Origin of the sequence: Pseudomonas sp. IPO3747, from assembly GCF_013385245.1 — a bacterium.
GTDB lineage: Bacteria > Pseudomonadota > Gammaproteobacteria > Pseudomonadales > Pseudomonadaceae > Aquipseudomonas > Aquipseudomonas edaphica.
This window is the reverse complement of record NZ_JACAQL010000001.1, coordinates 142922-157790: the sequence shown is the minus strand read 5'-3', so window position 1 is coordinate 157790 and position 14869 is coordinate 142922. Positions and strand designations below refer to the sequence as shown.

General features: G+C 62.2%; 15 protein-coding genes. 13 read left to right on the top strand and 2 right to left on the bottom strand.

What is annotated here, in order from left to right; translation table 11 throughout:
* The first annotated feature begins 59 nt into the window (after positions 1 to 59).
* The 13 genes from HX790_RS00575 (at position 60) to HX790_RS00515 (ending at position 12315) form a co-directional block, all read left to right on the top strand.
* Positions 60 to 653 (top strand): transposase, encoded by a 594-nt coding sequence (locus HX790_RS00575; protein ID WP_017139647.1) that lies wholly within the window; start codon positions 60 to 62, stop codon positions 651 to 653.
* A 62-nt stretch (positions 654 to 715) separates the two neighbouring features.
* Entirely contained in the window at positions 716 to 2296 is a 1581-nt protein-coding gene (locus HX790_RS00570) for a ShlB/FhaC/HecB family hemolysin secretion/activation protein (RefSeq protein ID WP_017139646.1), read from the top strand.
* Between the two features lie 23 nt (positions 2297 to 2319).
* Positions 2320 to 4119 carry a DUF2341 domain-containing protein gene (locus tag HX790_RS00565; protein ID WP_176991100.1) on the top strand — a complete coding sequence of 600 codons (1800 nt, stop codon included), beginning with the start codon at positions 2320 to 2322 and terminating at the stop codon, positions 4117 to 4119.
* 11 nt (positions 4120 to 4130) lie between these two features.
* Positions 4131 to 4556: a biopolymer transporter ExbD gene (locus HX790_RS00560; RefSeq protein ID WP_017139644.1), complete on the top strand. Its 426-nt coding sequence runs from the start codon at positions 4131 to 4133 to the stop codon at positions 4554 to 4556.
* A gap of 3 nt (positions 4557 to 4559) precedes the next feature.
* Entirely contained in the window at positions 4560 to 5261 is a 702-nt protein-coding gene (locus HX790_RS00555) for an energy transducer TonB (RefSeq protein ID WP_176991099.1), read from the top strand.
* 42 nt (positions 5262 to 5303) lie between these two features.
* Complete coding sequence (locus tag HX790_RS00550; RefSeq protein ID WP_169986395.1) at positions 5304 to 7004, top strand: putative porin; 1701 nt, start codon at positions 5304 to 5306, stop codon at positions 7002 to 7004.
* Positions 7005 to 7022: 18 nt separating this feature from the next.
* Positions 7023 to 7652 (top strand): DNA repair protein, encoded by a 630-nt coding sequence (locus tag HX790_RS00545; protein ID WP_169986393.1) that lies wholly within the window; start codon positions 7023 to 7025, stop codon positions 7650 to 7652.
* A 19-nt stretch (positions 7653 to 7671) separates the two neighbouring features.
* Positions 7672 to 8151, top strand: a complete 480-nt coding sequence (locus tag HX790_RS00540) for a YbjN domain-containing protein (RefSeq protein ID WP_170039719.1) — start codon at positions 7672 to 7674, stop codon at positions 8149 to 8151.
* Entirely contained in the window at positions 8148 to 9089 is a 942-nt protein-coding gene (locus HX790_RS00535; RefSeq protein ID WP_176991098.1) for a peptidylprolyl isomerase, read from the top strand. Before HX790_RS00540 ends, HX790_RS00535 begins: the two co-directional genes overlap by 4 nt.
* 53 nt (positions 9090 to 9142) lie before the next feature.
* The gene (locus HX790_RS00530; protein WP_017139638.1) at positions 9143 to 10123 is read left to right on the top strand and encodes a LysR family transcriptional regulator; all 981 of its coding nucleotides are present in this window, start codon (positions 9143 to 9145) and stop codon (positions 10121 to 10123) included.
* Between the two features lie 105 nt (positions 10124 to 10228).
* On the top strand, positions 10229 to 10819 hold the full coding sequence (locus HX790_RS00525; protein WP_169986458.1) for a histidine phosphatase family protein: 591 nt from the start codon (positions 10229 to 10231) through the stop codon (positions 10817 to 10819).
* Positions 10820 to 10828: 9 nt separating this feature from the next.
* Positions 10829 to 11584: a precorrin-6A synthase (deacetylating) gene (gene cobF, locus HX790_RS00520; RefSeq protein WP_017139636.1), complete on the top strand. Its 756-nt coding sequence runs from the start codon at positions 10829 to 10831 to the stop codon at positions 11582 to 11584.
* An 11-nt stretch (positions 11585 to 11595) separates the two neighbouring features.
* A complete protein-coding gene (locus HX790_RS00515; protein WP_017139635.1) occupies positions 11596 to 12315 on the top strand; it encodes an alpha/beta hydrolase in 720 nt (239 codons plus the stop codon).
* Between the two features lie 72 nt (positions 12316 to 12387).
* Here HX790_RS00515 and HX790_RS00510 read toward each other — a convergent pair whose 3' ends face one another.
* Both HX790_RS00510 and HX790_RS00505 read right to left on the bottom strand, forming a co-directional pair.
* Positions 12388 to 12945, bottom strand: coding sequence for a hypothetical protein (locus HX790_RS00510; protein WP_017139634.1), 558 nt, complete (start codon positions 12943 to 12945; stop codon positions 12388 to 12390).
* A 72-nt stretch (positions 12946 to 13017) separates the two neighbouring features.
* Positions 13018 to 14826 carry a monovalent cation:proton antiporter-2 (CPA2) family protein gene (locus HX790_RS00505; protein ID WP_017139633.1) on the bottom strand — a complete coding sequence of 603 codons (1809 nt, stop codon included), beginning with the start codon at positions 14824 to 14826 and terminating at the stop codon, positions 13018 to 13020.
* Between the last annotated feature and the right edge of the window lie 43 nt (positions 14827 to 14869).

Here is a 14869-nt window from a genome sequence, read left to right as displayed (position 1 = left end):
CGATCAAAAGTCGCCTCCAAAGCCGTCAGCAGGACGCCAGGAGTGGGGCAATGGGAACTATGGAACGTTATTCGAAAGTCGGCATGCAGGAGCTCGATCAGCGCCTGTCGAAGATCGTCGAAGCCGCGCGCAAGAAGCCGGTTTCGGTATACCGCTACGGCGCGCCGTGGGTGTGGATCGTCTCCCAGGACGATTGGCAAGGCGCTTTGAAGGAAGTCTCCAGCTACATCCCGGCGGGCCATTCGCTGGTGTTGTTGCGCCCGCAGATCGACGACGTGCTCGAACAGTACCGCGACTGGCTCCAGCCCGAGCCGGGCATGTTGATCGCGCCGCACACCGTGGTGCACATCCTGTTGCTGCAACTGCTGTATTCGGTGCCCAGCGAACAGCAACTGCACGAGCAGCTCAATTACAACCTGCTGTTTCGCTGGTTTGTCGGCCTCGACCTGACCCAGAAGGTGTGGAGCCTGCACGCCCTGCAGCGTGACATCGCCAGCCTGCTGAACAACCCGCAGGCGGTGCAATTGATCCAGAAAATCATCGGTGAAGTGTTTTGTGGCGCCTTGCTGCACATGCCGGAGTTCTCACTGAACTTCGCCTTGTTGCACACCTGGCTGGCCCGGCACAGCCATCTTTCGACCACCAGCAATTGAGCAGGCCGAACGCCGTGCAATCGGTGAAGGCGCGCAACTTTTTTAGACAACCAGGGGGCCGTGTGGAGCATCTGTTCAAGTCAACGCTGGCGCTGTGCCTGACGCTGGGGGCCTTGGCCCAACCCGCGCTGGCCGAGGAGGAGGGCGCAGCGCGGCGGGTCGACGTCAACGAATATTTCGTGCGCGGCAATACCGTGCTGGATGCGGCGGCCATCGAGGAAGCAGTGTACCCGTTCCTGGGCCCGCAAAAGACCCTCGGTGATATCGAAGGCGCTCGCGATGCGCTGCAAAAGATCTACCAGGCGCGTGGCTATCAGTCGGTGTTTGTGGAGCTGCCGGAGCAGAAGGTCGATGACGGCATCGTCTACCTGCAAGTCAGCGAAACCAAGGTCGGCCGCGTGCGCGTGGTCGGCGCCAAACACTATTCGCCGGTGGAAATTCGCGAAGACGTGCCGGCGCTCAAGGAAGGCGCGGTGCCGGATTTTGCCAGTGTGCAAACCCAGCTCGCCGGGCTTAACCGGGGCGTCGGGCGCCAGGTCACGCCGCTGGTACGCGAAGGCGCGCGGCCAGGCACCATGGACGTGGACCTGCAAGTGGAAGACCAGAACCCCTGGCACGCCAGCATCGGCCTGAACAACGACTACAGCGCCGACACCGAGAAGCTGCGCACGGTGGCGACCCTGGGCTACGACAATCTCTGGCAACTGGGCCACAGCATCTCGCTGACCTACTTCACCGCGCCCCAGGACAGCAGCAATGCCAAGGTCTGGTCGGGTTCCTACAGCGCGCCGCTGGATGAGCGCTGGACCTTGCAGTTCTCCGGCTACCAGTCCGACAGCAACATCGCCACCATCGGCGGCAGCAACGTCTTGGGCAAAGGCCATTCCTACGGTGTGTCGGCGATCTACAACCTGCCGGCCAGTGATAACTGGGCCAATTCGTTCTCCTTCGGCGTGGACTTCAAGGACTTCGACGAGCAGCTCAAATTGGGCAGCAATGCCGACAAGGTGCCGCTCAAATATGCGCCGTTCACCTTCGGCTATAACGGCTATCGCTACAGCGAGCAATCGGCCCTCAGCCTGGGCCTGAACCTGGTGGTCGGCACCCGTGCGTTCTTCGGCTACGGCAGCGATGCCCAGGAATTCGAATACAAGCGCTACAAGGCCAGCCCGAGTTTTGCGGTGCTTAAAGGCGACACGACGTACACCTACACCTTCGCCAGTGATTGGCAATCGGCAACCAAGGGCGGTTTCCAACTGGCCTCCGGGCCGCTGGTGTCCAACGAGCAGTATTCCGCCGGTGGCGCCACTTCGGTGCGCGGCTACCTGGCGGCAGAGCGCACGGGGGACGAGGGCCTCCTGTTCTCCCAGGAAATGCGCACGCCCTCATTGGCCAAGTTTCTTGGCAGCTACGTGCAGGAATGGCGCTTCTACGCGTTCGCCGAAGGCGCGCGCCTGCGCCTGCAAAAGCCGTTGGCCGAGCAAGAAGACGAATACAGCCTGGCCAGTGTCGGCCTCGGCACCCGCGCCAGTTTGAGCAAATGGTTATCCGGCAGCCTGGACTGGGGCTACCCGCTGCTCGATGGACCGAACACCCAGAAACAGGACTCGCGACTGCACTTCAGTGTGCAGGCGACTTTCTGACCCTTTCTCCCGGAGATTTCACCATGCAACGCCTATTTCTGAGCCTGTTGATCTGCCTGGGCTTCGCGCTCCCGGCCACCGCCCATGCCTGGTGGCAGGACGATTGGCACTACCGCAAACAGATTACCGTGGACACTACCGCCCAAGGCGCGGCCATCAATCAAGCCCTGGGCCGCACTGCGCTGCTGGTGCGCCTGCACACCGGTAATTTCACCTTTGATGGGGTGAAGGACGATGGCAGCGATTTGCGCTTTGTCAGCGCCGATGACAAGACCGTGTTCAATCACCAGGTCGAAAGCTTCGACCCGCTGATGGGCATGGCGCTGATCTGGGTCGACGTGCCCAAGGTCGAAGGCGGCCAGCGCCAGGAAATCTGGATGTACTACGGCAATCAGAAAGCCCCGGCCATCGCCAACGGCCAACTCACCTTCGATCCGAACTACACCGGCGTCTACCATTTTGACGGGGCCAACGGCACCCCGGCCCGGGACACCACGGCCTACAGCAACACCGCGCTGAATGCCACCGGCGCCAGCATCGATGGCGTGATCGGCCGCGCCCTGCAGTTTGGCGGCCAGCCGCTGATGCTGCCGGCCAGCCCATCCCTGCAACACGCCGCCGGCAGTGCATTGACCTTCAGTGCCTGGCTGCGCCTGGACCAGGCCAGTGGCGAGCAAATCGTCCTGGCCCGTCGCGATGGCCCACACAGCCTGTTGCTGGGCTTGAACCAAGGCACGCCGTTTGTGGAAATCGACGGCCAGCGCGCGGTCTCCACCCAACCGTTGAACCCGGGCCAGTGGCAACACCTGGCGTTCACCGCCGAGGGTGAAAAAGTCGCGCTGTACGTCAATGGCCGCGAAACCGCGAACCTGGCCGTGGCCCTGCCGGCCTTCACTACACAGACGGCGATCGGTGCCGATGTGCCGGAGGCGGGCAGTACGCACCTGCCGTTTGCTGGCGCCATGGATGAGTTGCGCCTGTCGAAAGTGTCGCGCCCGGCCGCGTTGCTGCTGGCCGATGCGAGCGCCCAGGGCGCCGAATCCAAGCTGGTGGCGTATGGCGTGGATGAAGAACAGTCGGGCTTCGGTTTCGGCAGCCTGGGCTTTTTGCTCAAGGCCGTGCCGATTGACGCCTGGGTGATCATCCTGGTGCTGGTGGCGATGATGATTCAGTCGTGGTTCATCATGCTGCGCAAGAACCGTCAGGTCGGCCGCGTGAGCAGTGCCAACGAGATCTTCCGTGAGCACTTTGCGCAGATCGGCACCCGCCTGGAAATGTATGCCGATGACGCCCAACTGGCCGAGCGCCTGGGCCACTCTTCGCTCTGGCGCCTGTACCTGGTGGCGGTCAAGGAGATCCGCACCCGCCGTGCCCAGGGCGCAGATACCTCATCGGTTTCGGCGGCCACCATCGAAGCCATCCGCTGCTCCATGGACGGCGTGCGTACCCGCGAAAACCAGGCCCTGAGCTCCAAATTGTCGACCCTTTCCAATGCCATCGCCGGCGGCCCTTACATCGGTCTGCTGGGTACGGTGCTGGGGATCATGGTGGTGTTCCTCGGCACGGCCATGGCCGGTGACGTGAACATCAATGCCATCGCCCCCGGCATGGCGGCCGCCTTGCTGGCCACGGCCATGGGCCTGTTCGTGGCGATCCCGGCGCTGTTTGGCTACAACCGCCTGATCACGCGCAACAAGGAAGTCAGCGCCGACATGCGCGTATTTGTCGACGAGTTCATCACCCGCCTGGCGGAAATGCACGGCGAGAGCCAGTTCAGTGAAGCCGCCCACTCGCGCGGCCACCACGCCTCCGTTCCGGCCTGAGGAGAATCAGCATGGCTTCCGTAAATGCCGCCCACGACGATGATGATGACGCCGCCGTCGACACTATTAACATCACGCCCCTGGTGGACGTGCTGATGGTGGTGCTGGTGATGTTTATCCTCACCGCCACCGCCCAGGTGTCGGGTATCCAGATCCACTTGCCCAAGGCGAGTGCTTCGGTGTCGCTGTCCGAGGCCAAGACCAAGGCCATCTCCGTCAACGACGGCGGCCAGGTGTTTCTCGACGCCTACCCGGTGACGCTGGGCGAGCTGGAGGAGCGCCTGCGCATCGAGAAGGCGCAGAACCCGGACTTCCCGGTGATCGTGCGCGGCGACGCCATGGTGCAGTACCAGAAGGTGATCGAGGTGCTCGACTTGCTGCGCCGGCTGGAGCTGTCCCAGGTCGGGCTGGTCACCGGCAAGCCGAGCCAGGGTTGAACCATGACCGCACAGATGCCGATCCCGCCCATGCCCGTGAAGAACAAGCTGCTGCGCCCGCTGAAGTGGGGCGCTGGCCTGCTGCTGGCCGCCCTGGCGGCCTGGTTCCTGTGGCAGTGGGCCAATGACATGAGTGGCGTGCGCCGCGAAGCGCCGAAGGTGCCGACCATTATCCCGTTGCCGCCACCGCCGCCGCCACCACCGGAAAAACCCAAGGAGCCCGAGCCCAAGGTTGAAGAAAAAATCCCGGAGCCGGTGCCCACGCCTGAGCCCGAAGAGGTCAAGCCGGCGCAAGAAGCACCGCCTTCGCCCGCCGATGACTTGGCCAATCCGATGCAGATCGATGGCGATGCGCAGTCCGGCAACGACGCGTTCAACATCGGCGCCGGCAAGGGCGGCGGCATGGCCGGTTCCGGTGGCGGCGGCTTGGGCACCGGTACTTACAAGCAGTACCTGGCGGGGCTGTTTCAACGGCTGCTGAGGGATGACCCCGAGTTACGCAAAAAGGCGTATGCGGTGCAGGCCGATTTGTGGCTGAGCGCCGCAGGCGAGGTTGTGCGTGCAGAGCTGGTGAAGTCCAGCGGCGATGCCGAGACCGACGCGCAAGTGCTCGCCGCCTTGCGCGCAACCCATGCCACACAACGCGTTCCAGCAGCCGTGACGATGCCGGTGCGCCTGTCGCTCAAGGGCCGACGCCCGGATTGATCACACCCATTTCTTGCAGGTTTTTACAGGAGTTGCGTATACATGATTTCCCCCGTGAATCGACTGACCCTGGCGGTCGGCATGGTCATCGCGACCCTGGTTGGCCAAGCGACGGCTGCCCCGGTTGCACCGTCGGAAAACGTCACGATCAACCTGATCCGCCTGCTGGTGCAGCAAGGTGTGCTGACCCAGGACGCCGCCAACGGGCTGATCGCCCAGGCCGAACAACAAGCCCAGCAGGCCCGGCAAGCCGCTGCTGCGCCGGTGGTTGCCAGCGGCCCGACGGCGGCGCCTGGTGATGTGCGCGTGCAGTACGTGCCGCAAGCGGTGCGTGACCAGATCCGTGACCAGGTCAAGGCCGAAGTCATGGCCACCGCCAAGCAGGAAAACTGGGCGCAGCCCAATACTTTCCCGGAGTGGGTGTCGCGTGTCAGCTTCGACGGCGATATTCGCCTGCGTGACGAGTCGCGCTACTTCTCGGGCAACAACAGCAACGAAATCGTCGACTACGCCAAGCTCAATGAAAGCGGCCCGTATGACGTCAACAAAGACACCAACACCAAGTTGCCGCCCTTACTTAACGCCAATAAAGACCGCGAAAACCTGTTTCGCCTGCGCGCTCGCCTGGGCATGAAAGCGCTGATTACGCCGGAGTGGACCGCCGGTATCCGCATCGGCACCGGCTCGGACAATAACCCGGTGTCCACCACCCAGACCCTGGGCGGCGGCTTCGGTAAAAAGGACATCTGGCTCGACCAGGGTTACCTGAGCTGGAAAGCCACCCCGGACGTGACCCTCACCGCTGGGCGTTTCGCCAACCCGTTCTATTCCACCGACATTTTGTACTCGCCGGACCTGAACTTCGATGGTATTGCGGCCAACTTCAACCATGCGCTGAACAGCGAGTGGGGCGTATTCGGCACCCTCGGCGTATTCCCCGTGGAGTACACCTCCGACGCGTCCAGCAGCAACGGTTTCGACAAGGAAGACAGCGACACCAAATGGCTGTTCGGCGGCCAGGTTGGCGCCAACTGGAAGATCAACCGCAGCAACAGCCTCAAGGGTGCGATGGCGTACTACCACTTCGACGATATCGAAGGCCAACGCTCCAGCCCGTGCAGGCCGTGGGCCGGCCAACCCGCCTGCGACAGCGACGGCTCGCGCTTGGCCTTTATGCAAAAGGGCAACAGCGTGTTCCTGCTGCGCGATATCACCCCCAACCCGGCCACACCTGGGTTGACCCCGCAGCCGCAGTTTGTGGGCCTGGCCTCCAAGTTCGACGTGCTCGACCTGAACCTGGCCTGGGACGCCGAGCTGCCCAGCGACTTCAAGTTGCGCACCCAAGGCAACTACATCCACAACCTGGCCTACGACAAGGGCGAGATGCTCAAGCGCAGCGAAGGCCAGATCGTCAACAACATCAACAGCAAGGGCCAGTTTGAAAGCGGCGGCAATGCGGCGATGGTGCAGTTCACCCTCGGCAACGCGTTCGAGATGCGCAAGCGCGGCGACTGGAACCTGTTGGCCGGCTACAAATACATCCAGCCCGACGCCTTGCCGGATGGTTTCAATGATTCCTCGTTTCACCTGGGCGGCACCAACGCCAAGGGCTATTTCGTGGGCGGCAACTACGGCATCGACAAGAACATTTACGCCAGCGCCCGTTGGTTGAGCGCCTCCGAAGTGTATGGCGCGCCGTTTGAAGTGGATGTGATGCAACTGGAACTCAACACGCGCTTTTGATGCGCAGGGAGATGCCACATGAACACGCGAATCTTAGGCGGGCTGTTGCTGGTGCTGGTGGCCACGGGCGCTTCGGCCGAAGGCATGGAGGAGCGCCTGCGCACTCAACTGCGTAGCACCACCCAACAGTTGCAGGCGTTGCAAAGCGAGCAGGCCCAGGCCAGTGCCGCGCGTATCGCCGCCGAAGCACAGGCCAAGCAAGCCCAGGCGCAGATCAAGCAATTGACGGCCGAGCTGGAAAAGGCCCGGGGTGCGGCCGAACAATTGGCCGGCCAGCAACAGAGCCTGCACAGCCAGGCGCAAGCCCAGGTGGCGGCGAGCAATGAACAGATCGGCAAGTTCAAGAAGGCCTATGACGAACTCTTGGTTTTGGCCAAGGGCAAGGAAACCGAACGTGCCCGCCTGCAGGCGCAACTGAGCGAACGTGACACACAAGTGCAGCAATGTTCAGCCAAGAATCAACAGATGTACGGCGTGGCCCGGCAACTGCTGGCGGCTTACGAAAAAATCGACGTGGCCGAGGTGATGAGCATCCGCCAGCCGTTCGCCAGCAGCGCGCGGGTCAAGTTCGAGGAACTGGCCCAGGGTTTTGGAGATGAGCTATACCTTAATCGGTTTGATGCTCCGCACACCGCCCTTAATCAATGATCAACAAGGAAGAGACACTATGAGCGATGTTCAACTGATCTCCAGCGTCACCCCGCAAAGCCTCACCGAGTTGCTGCAGGAAGCCGGCTACCGGGTCAACCAGACCGAACAGAACGGCATCGTGCAACTGCTCAGCGCCAGCCAGGGCATCGGTTTTGCCGTGCGTTTTGGTAACGCGGCGGCCGAGCAGGGCAGCTACGTGGACTTCACCTACAGCTGCGCGCTGCGAGTACAAGGTGAACTGCCCAAGGGGCTGGCCGAGGTGTGGAACGCCTCGCGGCGCTTTGCCCGCCTGTCGTTGCAGGGTGAATTTTTGCTGATGGAAATGGACGTGGTGGTGGCCGGCGTGGGCGCCGCGCACCTGCGCAGCCAACTGGAATTGTGGGACCGACTGCTGCAGGAATTTATCGTGTACCTGCGCGATTACAGCCAGCAAGCCGCGCAATTGCAGGCCCAGGCTAGCGCTGCGCCAGTGGATGAAGAGGCGCCTGTCCTGTGAAAAAACCAACCCTGCTGGTCGGCGCCGGTGCGCTGACATTGCTGGTCGTGGCGGTAGGGTTGAGTCTGCGACCGGGTGCTGACCCGGTCGCCGCTCAGCAGCCGGCGCCGGGCGTGAACACCGAAGGCGCAGGCCCGGCGGTGGCGCGCCTGGGTAACCAGCAGATCGACCTGCCTGAACTGCAACGCGTATTGGCCGGCTTGCCGGCTGAAACCCGCGAACAACTGCGCGGCAACCGTGGCGCACTGGAAGCCTGGATTCGTTCACGCCTGGCGCAAAAAGCCGTGCTCGAACAGGCGGATGCCCAGGGCTGGCGCCAGCGCCCGGAGGTGGAGCAGCAGACCCGCGCCGCCACTGAGCAGATAGTGTTCCGTGACTACATGCTGTCGGTCAGCCAAGTGCCGGCCGACTACCCCAGCGCAGCTGAATTGCAGCAGGCCTACGACAGCGGCAAGGCCCAATGGGTGACGCCGCCGTTGTACCGGGTCAGCCAGATTTTCCTCGCCGTCAATGACCCGCAAAACCTCGACAGCGTGCGCCGCCAGGCCCAGGAACTGAGCCGCAAGGCCCAGGCTGCACCGGCTGAATTTGCCGCCCTGGCCACACAATATTCCCAGGACCCTGGCACCGCTCAACAAGGCGGTGACTCCGGGTTGCAACCGTTGCAGCAACTGGTACCGGAAGTACGTGGCGTGGTTTCGCGCCTCAAAGTCGGCGCGGTGTCGGATGCGCTGCAAAGCGCGGCCGGTTTTCATGTGCTCAAACTGACCGGCCAGCAACCGGCACGCACCGCCAGCCTAGATGAGCTGCGCGAACGCCTCACCCAAGCCTTGCGCGCCCAACGCCAGGAACAGATCGCCAAGGCCTACCTGGAAGGCATGCTCAATACCGCGACCTTGAGCATTGACGGTGCCGAGCTGAACAAGGTGCTGGAATAACACCGGCCTGGCTTGGCACTGGATGTATCGACCGACACGACAGGGAGTCTCCCATGGCATATTTAGAACCGTCCGGCCCTCAGGGGGCTGCAGCCTATCGCGCGCCAAACGAGCCGCGCAGCGCCTGGCTGGCCCTGGCAGAGGAGATCGAGCCGGAGGTGGTGCGCTACTTTTTGGTCAGCGCGCGGTGTGGCTGTTTTATGCAAGCCGCGCGCAGTTTGAATATCAAGGCCACGCTGTTGCGCAAGCGCCTGGCGCAGTTGGAAGAGCAACTGCGCCGTTCACTGTTCAGCTATCAAGGCAATGGCTTGGCGCTGAGCCGCGACGGCTTGCAACTGCAAGCGCAACTGGTGAGCCTGGCTCGCGAGCGGCGCCTGCCGGTGATGGTGCAACAGCCGCTGATACGCCTGGCCGTTGCTGAGCCGATCCTGCATGACATCCTCGGCCGCGACCTGATCGCGTTGTTGCGCCGCAATGCCAGTGTGCGTCTGGAGATCATCTCCATCGACAGCCAATTGTCGTTGCAGGCGGTGGATGTGGACGTGGTGTTATGGCTGTCGGATGCCGACGGGCCGGTACCTGGGCCGAGTTTTGCCACCGAGCCGCCGCGGCGCCTGGCGCTTTTGCAGTATTTGCCGCATATCGCCAAGCGCTATTCGCGGTTGACCACGCGCCCGGACAGTGTGGAAGACCTGGATGACTACATGCTGGTGCAGTGGCAGCCGGATGTGCAGGTCGAGGCCTTGCAACCCTGGAACAGCGTGGTCGAACAGCGCTTGGCGGCGGTGGTGAAAGTGCAGGCCTATTCGCTGATGCTGGAGATGATTCGTTGCGGCGCGTGCATTGGCCTGCTGCCGCACTACATGGGCAGCTTCGACCGTGGGTTGGTGGCGTTGCCCGGGTTGATGGGCGAGACCATGCAGCGTCAGGTGTGGCTGGCGGTGAATGCACAGGCGCATGATGCTGAAGCGGTGCGGATGGTGGTGGAGCTGATTGTGGGGACGTTTGAAGGGCGGCGGGAGTGGTTTGATTGACGGGCTGCTGAGTACCGAGAGGCATCCTGTTTCATGTGTGTTGTAATATATCGAGACAACCTCGCCAGTCTCCGCGGACTGCGCCATGAAACAGAGTGAAGAGTGATGCAGGCCACCCGGTTGACCTTGATTTGCCATGCCGTCACGCCGCTGCAAAAGCGCGGGCGTTTTCCCGATGACGAGTCTGTCGCGATGGATTGGCAACGAGCGGCGTTATCCCTGGCCGGGCGTTTCAAGAAAACCACGCGGTTAGTCAGCGCGCCCGAGGCCAGAAGCCTTCAGACGGCGGGCCTGTTCGGTGCCGACGCGCAGATCGAAAATGCTTTGCGTGATGTTGATTTCGGCGCCTGGAAAGGCCAGGCCATCGATCAATTGGCCCCCGATGCGTTGGCGGCCTGGATGACCGACAGCGCCGCCGCACCCCATGGCGGTGAATCGGTAGAGCAGCTCTGCACGCGGGTTGGGCACTGGATCAAATCCCTCGAAAGCCACGCCGGCCATGTCGTGGCCGTCACCCACCCCTTCGTGATCCGTGCCGCCTTGCTGTACGTCATGCAATTTCCCCTCTCGAAGTTCTACTTGATCGACGTCGAGCCGCTGTCCGCCACCGAGCTGCGCTTCAACACTGTATGGCGCCTGCGCCTGGAAACTCACGCCGAGTGCCATGAACATGGCAAAATCCACGCCCCGCAATGAGAGCACCCCATGAAACGCATCCTGATCATCGGCATTGGCGCCGGCAACCCTGACTACATCACGATGCAGGCCGTAAAGGCGCTGAACCGCACCGACGTGTTTTTTTTGATGGACAAGGGCCAGAGCAAAGACAAGTTGATCGACCTGCGCCGTGAGATCTGCGAAACCTACATCACCGAGCCCGGTTACCGTTTCGTCGAGGCCGACTGCCCCGAGCGCGTGCGCGGTGATATCGACTACACCACCGCCGTGCAGGACCTGAACCGCGACAAGCAGCTGACCTTCGAGCGCATGATCAACGAGCAAATGGCCGACGGTGAAGTGGGCGCTTTCCTGGCGTGGGGCGACCCTGCGCTGTACGACAGCACCATCCGCATCCTGCAGGCGATTCTGGCCAGCGGCCGTTGTGAGTTTGAGTTCGAAGTGATCCCCGGCATCACCAGCGTGCAGGCCCTGGCGGCTCAGCATAAGGTGGCGCTCAACCGTATCGGCCGCTCGATCGAGATCACCACCGGGCGCCGGCTGGCGGCGGGGCAGGCAAGTGATGCCGATACCTTGGTGGTGATGCTTGATGCCGAGGACTCCTACCGCACTGTGGCCGACCAGGATATGGATATTTACTGGGGAGCCTACCTGGGCACGCCGGATGAAATACTGATCAGCGGCAAAGTCAGTGAAGTGGCCGACGAAATCCAACGGGTGCGCAAGGCTGCGCGCCTGGAGAATGGCTGGATCATGGACACGTATCTGTTGCGCAAACCCTGAGGTTGATGCCCATGTTCAAACTGTTCGCCCTGGCGCTGGCGTTAGTCGCCGGTGCCGCCCACGCCGATGATGCCTTGCACACGGACTTGCCGTTGGCCTACCTGGAGCAGACGCAGAGTGATGCGCGCAACCAACCCCTGGTGATCTTCCTGCACGGGTTTGGCAGCAACGAAGAAGACTTGTTTGGCATCAAGGACGCGTTGCCGTCCACCTGGACCTATTTGTCGGCCCGCGCGCCGATGCCGGTGGACCCCAGTGGTTATCGCTGGTTTGCCAAGAAGCCCGGGGAGGGTGATTACGACGGCGAGACGGCGGATTTGCAGCGCAGCGCCCAGCTGATTGAAAACTTTGTCAGCAAGGCCACGGCCAAGTACCACACTCAAAGCGATCGGGTGTTCCTGGTGGGGTTCAGCCAGGGCGCGATCATGGCGTATGAGGTGGGCTTGCGAAAGCCTGCCATGGTGCGCGGGATTGCGGCGCTGAGTGGCAGCGTGTTGCCGGTGCTCAAGGCTGAGCTCAAGCCTGATGAGTCATTGAATAAGCTGGCGATTTTTATCGGCCATGGCACCTTGGACCAGGCGCTGCCGTATGCGTCGGCCACCCGCGCCAATGAGGTGTTGCTGGGGCTGGGGCTGAAGCCTGAGTTTCATGGGTATATGGGCATGCCGCATACCGTGAGCGCGGCTGAAATACAGGACCTCAAAGCCTGGCTGGAAAATAGTTTGAAGTAAAAACGCGGTTAAACAATGTGGGAGCAGGCAAGCCAGCTCCCACAGTTGATGTGTGTTGTTTGTTAAACCAGGTTACTTGCCGCCGGTAATCTGCTTCACCAGCTCAGCATGCCCCTTCACGTCATCCGCCCGCGAAATCGCCTGGATCACCAGCAGATGGTTGCCCGAACCGCCGAGGAATGTGGAGTTCAGGGTCTTGCCACCGCCTTGGGTCGCCGTACTGTCCACCTGGCGCAGGCCCAGGCCTTTGAAGGTCAGCTTCTTCTCGTTTTGCTTCTTGAAGTCGGGCAGCGCAGCGCTCTGGTCCTTGACGAAGTCCGCCACGGCACCATCGAGAAACTGCGGGTCATTGTCCTTGATGGTTGCCCCATCGTTGCGCACGGTTTCGGCGACGATCACGACACTTTTCGTGGTCGAGTTCGCGTACAGCGTGCCTTGGGTATCGGCGGTGCCATCCTCGACCTTGCCAGTCGGCAACGTGTCAGCGACGAAAGCCTTGGGCAGGTTGAAGGTGAACTTGCCGCCCAAGGTCGAGATGGTCTGGGTGGCAGGGGACTTGCTGGCGGCGAACACGCTACCGGCGGTAAGCGCAAGGGCCAGCAGGACGGCGGTCTTGGTGAAAGTGGCCATGAAACGCTCCAGGGATGAACGAAATTGCGGCATATTCTGTCAGAAATTTCGCAATATCGTTCATCCCTAAGTTCACACCTTGTCGGACTCCTCTTGAAGCCGGTCCATCTCGAACAGCCGCGCCAGTTCCGTGCGGGCTTCCTGGGCCGATTGCAATACTTTGGCCGCGTCGTCATACACCGCGTGTTGAGCGGCGAGTAACTGGTGGTCGTGGTTTTTGAATCGATCAATGCGTGCATCGGCCTGGGCCTGGCTCAAGCCGAGGCCGACCAGGGTGCGACGGCTCATTTCCAGGCTGGAGTAGAAGGTCTCGCGCACCGGCGAGGCGTCCAGGTCGACCAGGCGGTGAACGTGCTGGCGGTTACGTGCGCGGGCGATGATTTTCATGTGCGGATAAAGGCTGCGCACCAGGGCGGCGGTCTTGATATTTATTTCCGGGTCGTCCATGGCTATCACAAAAAACTCGGCTTGGTCGACCTTGGCTGCATGTAGGATTTCCGGGCGCTGCGGGTCGCCGTAGAACACCGGCATGCCGCCGAAGCTGCGGGTCAGCTCGATGGTTTCCACCGAGGTGTCGAGGGCAATGAACGAGATGTTTTGCGCGCGCAGGATCCGCGCGACGATCTGGCCCATACGGCCCATGCCGGCGATCACCACGCGGGGCGCATCGCTTTCGATGGTGCGGTATTCCTCCGGCACCTCCACGGTCTTGGCCTTGTGTTTGAACAGCTTGGGGCACACCAGCAACAGCAGCGGCGTCACCGCCATCGACAAGGTGATGGTCAGCACCAGCACATCGTAAAGGTGCGGCTCGAACAGGCCCTGGTCGCGGCCGATCTTGAACACCACAAAGGCAAACTCACCACCCGCCGCCAGCACGATACCGAGGCGCAAGGCGCTTTCGCGGTTGAGGTCACCCACCAGCCGGCCCACGGCGTACAGCAGCGGCAGTTTCAGGCCGATCAGCAGCAAGGTCAGCCCGATCACCATCAACGGCGTGCTGAGCAGCAGGCTGAGGTTGGCGCCCATGCCCACGCTGATAAAAAACAGGCCCAGCAGCAGGCCCTTGAACGGCTCGATCTGGGATTCCAGCTCGTGGCGATATTCCGAATCGGCCAGCAGCAGCCCGGCGAGGAAGGCACCGAGGGCCATGGACACACCCACCAGTTCCATCAGCCACGCGGTGCCGATAACGACCAGCAGCGCGGTGGCGGTGGACACTTCGCGCAGGCCGGTCTTGGCGACGATGCGAAACACCGGGCGCAACAGGTAGCGCCCACCGATGATCACCACGGCGATGCTGCCCAGTATCTGCAGCACGTGTTGCACGCCCTGGGCTTCGGTCGTCGGGTGATCGCTGCCGGCCAGCAGCGGCACCATGGCGATCAGCGGGATCGCCGCGATGTCCTGGAACAGCAGGATGGCAAAGGCCAGGCGCCCGTGGGGCTGGTTGAGTTCCTTGCGTTCGGCCAGGCTTTGCAGGCCAAAGGCAGTGGAGGACAGCGCCAGGCCCAGGCCCAGCACGATTGCACTGTTCCACGGCTGACCAAATAGCCACAGCGCCGCCACGCCCATCACCACGCCGGTGAGCACCACCTGGGCCAGGCCGACGCCGAACACCGCCTTGCGCATCACCCATAAACGTTTGGGCGACAGCTCCAGGCCGATGATAAACAGCAGCAACACCACGCCCAGTTCAGAAAATTGCGCCACGCTCTGCGGGTTGCCCACCAGGCCCAGCACCGACGGGCCGATGATCACACCGGCAAACAGATAGCCCAGCACGGCGCCCAATTGCAGGCGCTTGGCCAAAGGCACGGTCAACACAGCGGCGAGCAGGAACACCACGGCTGCTTGTAACAGGTTGCCTTCATGGGGCATTGAGATCTCCCAGATCTTTAAAGCGAATCAACAGGGCGTTATT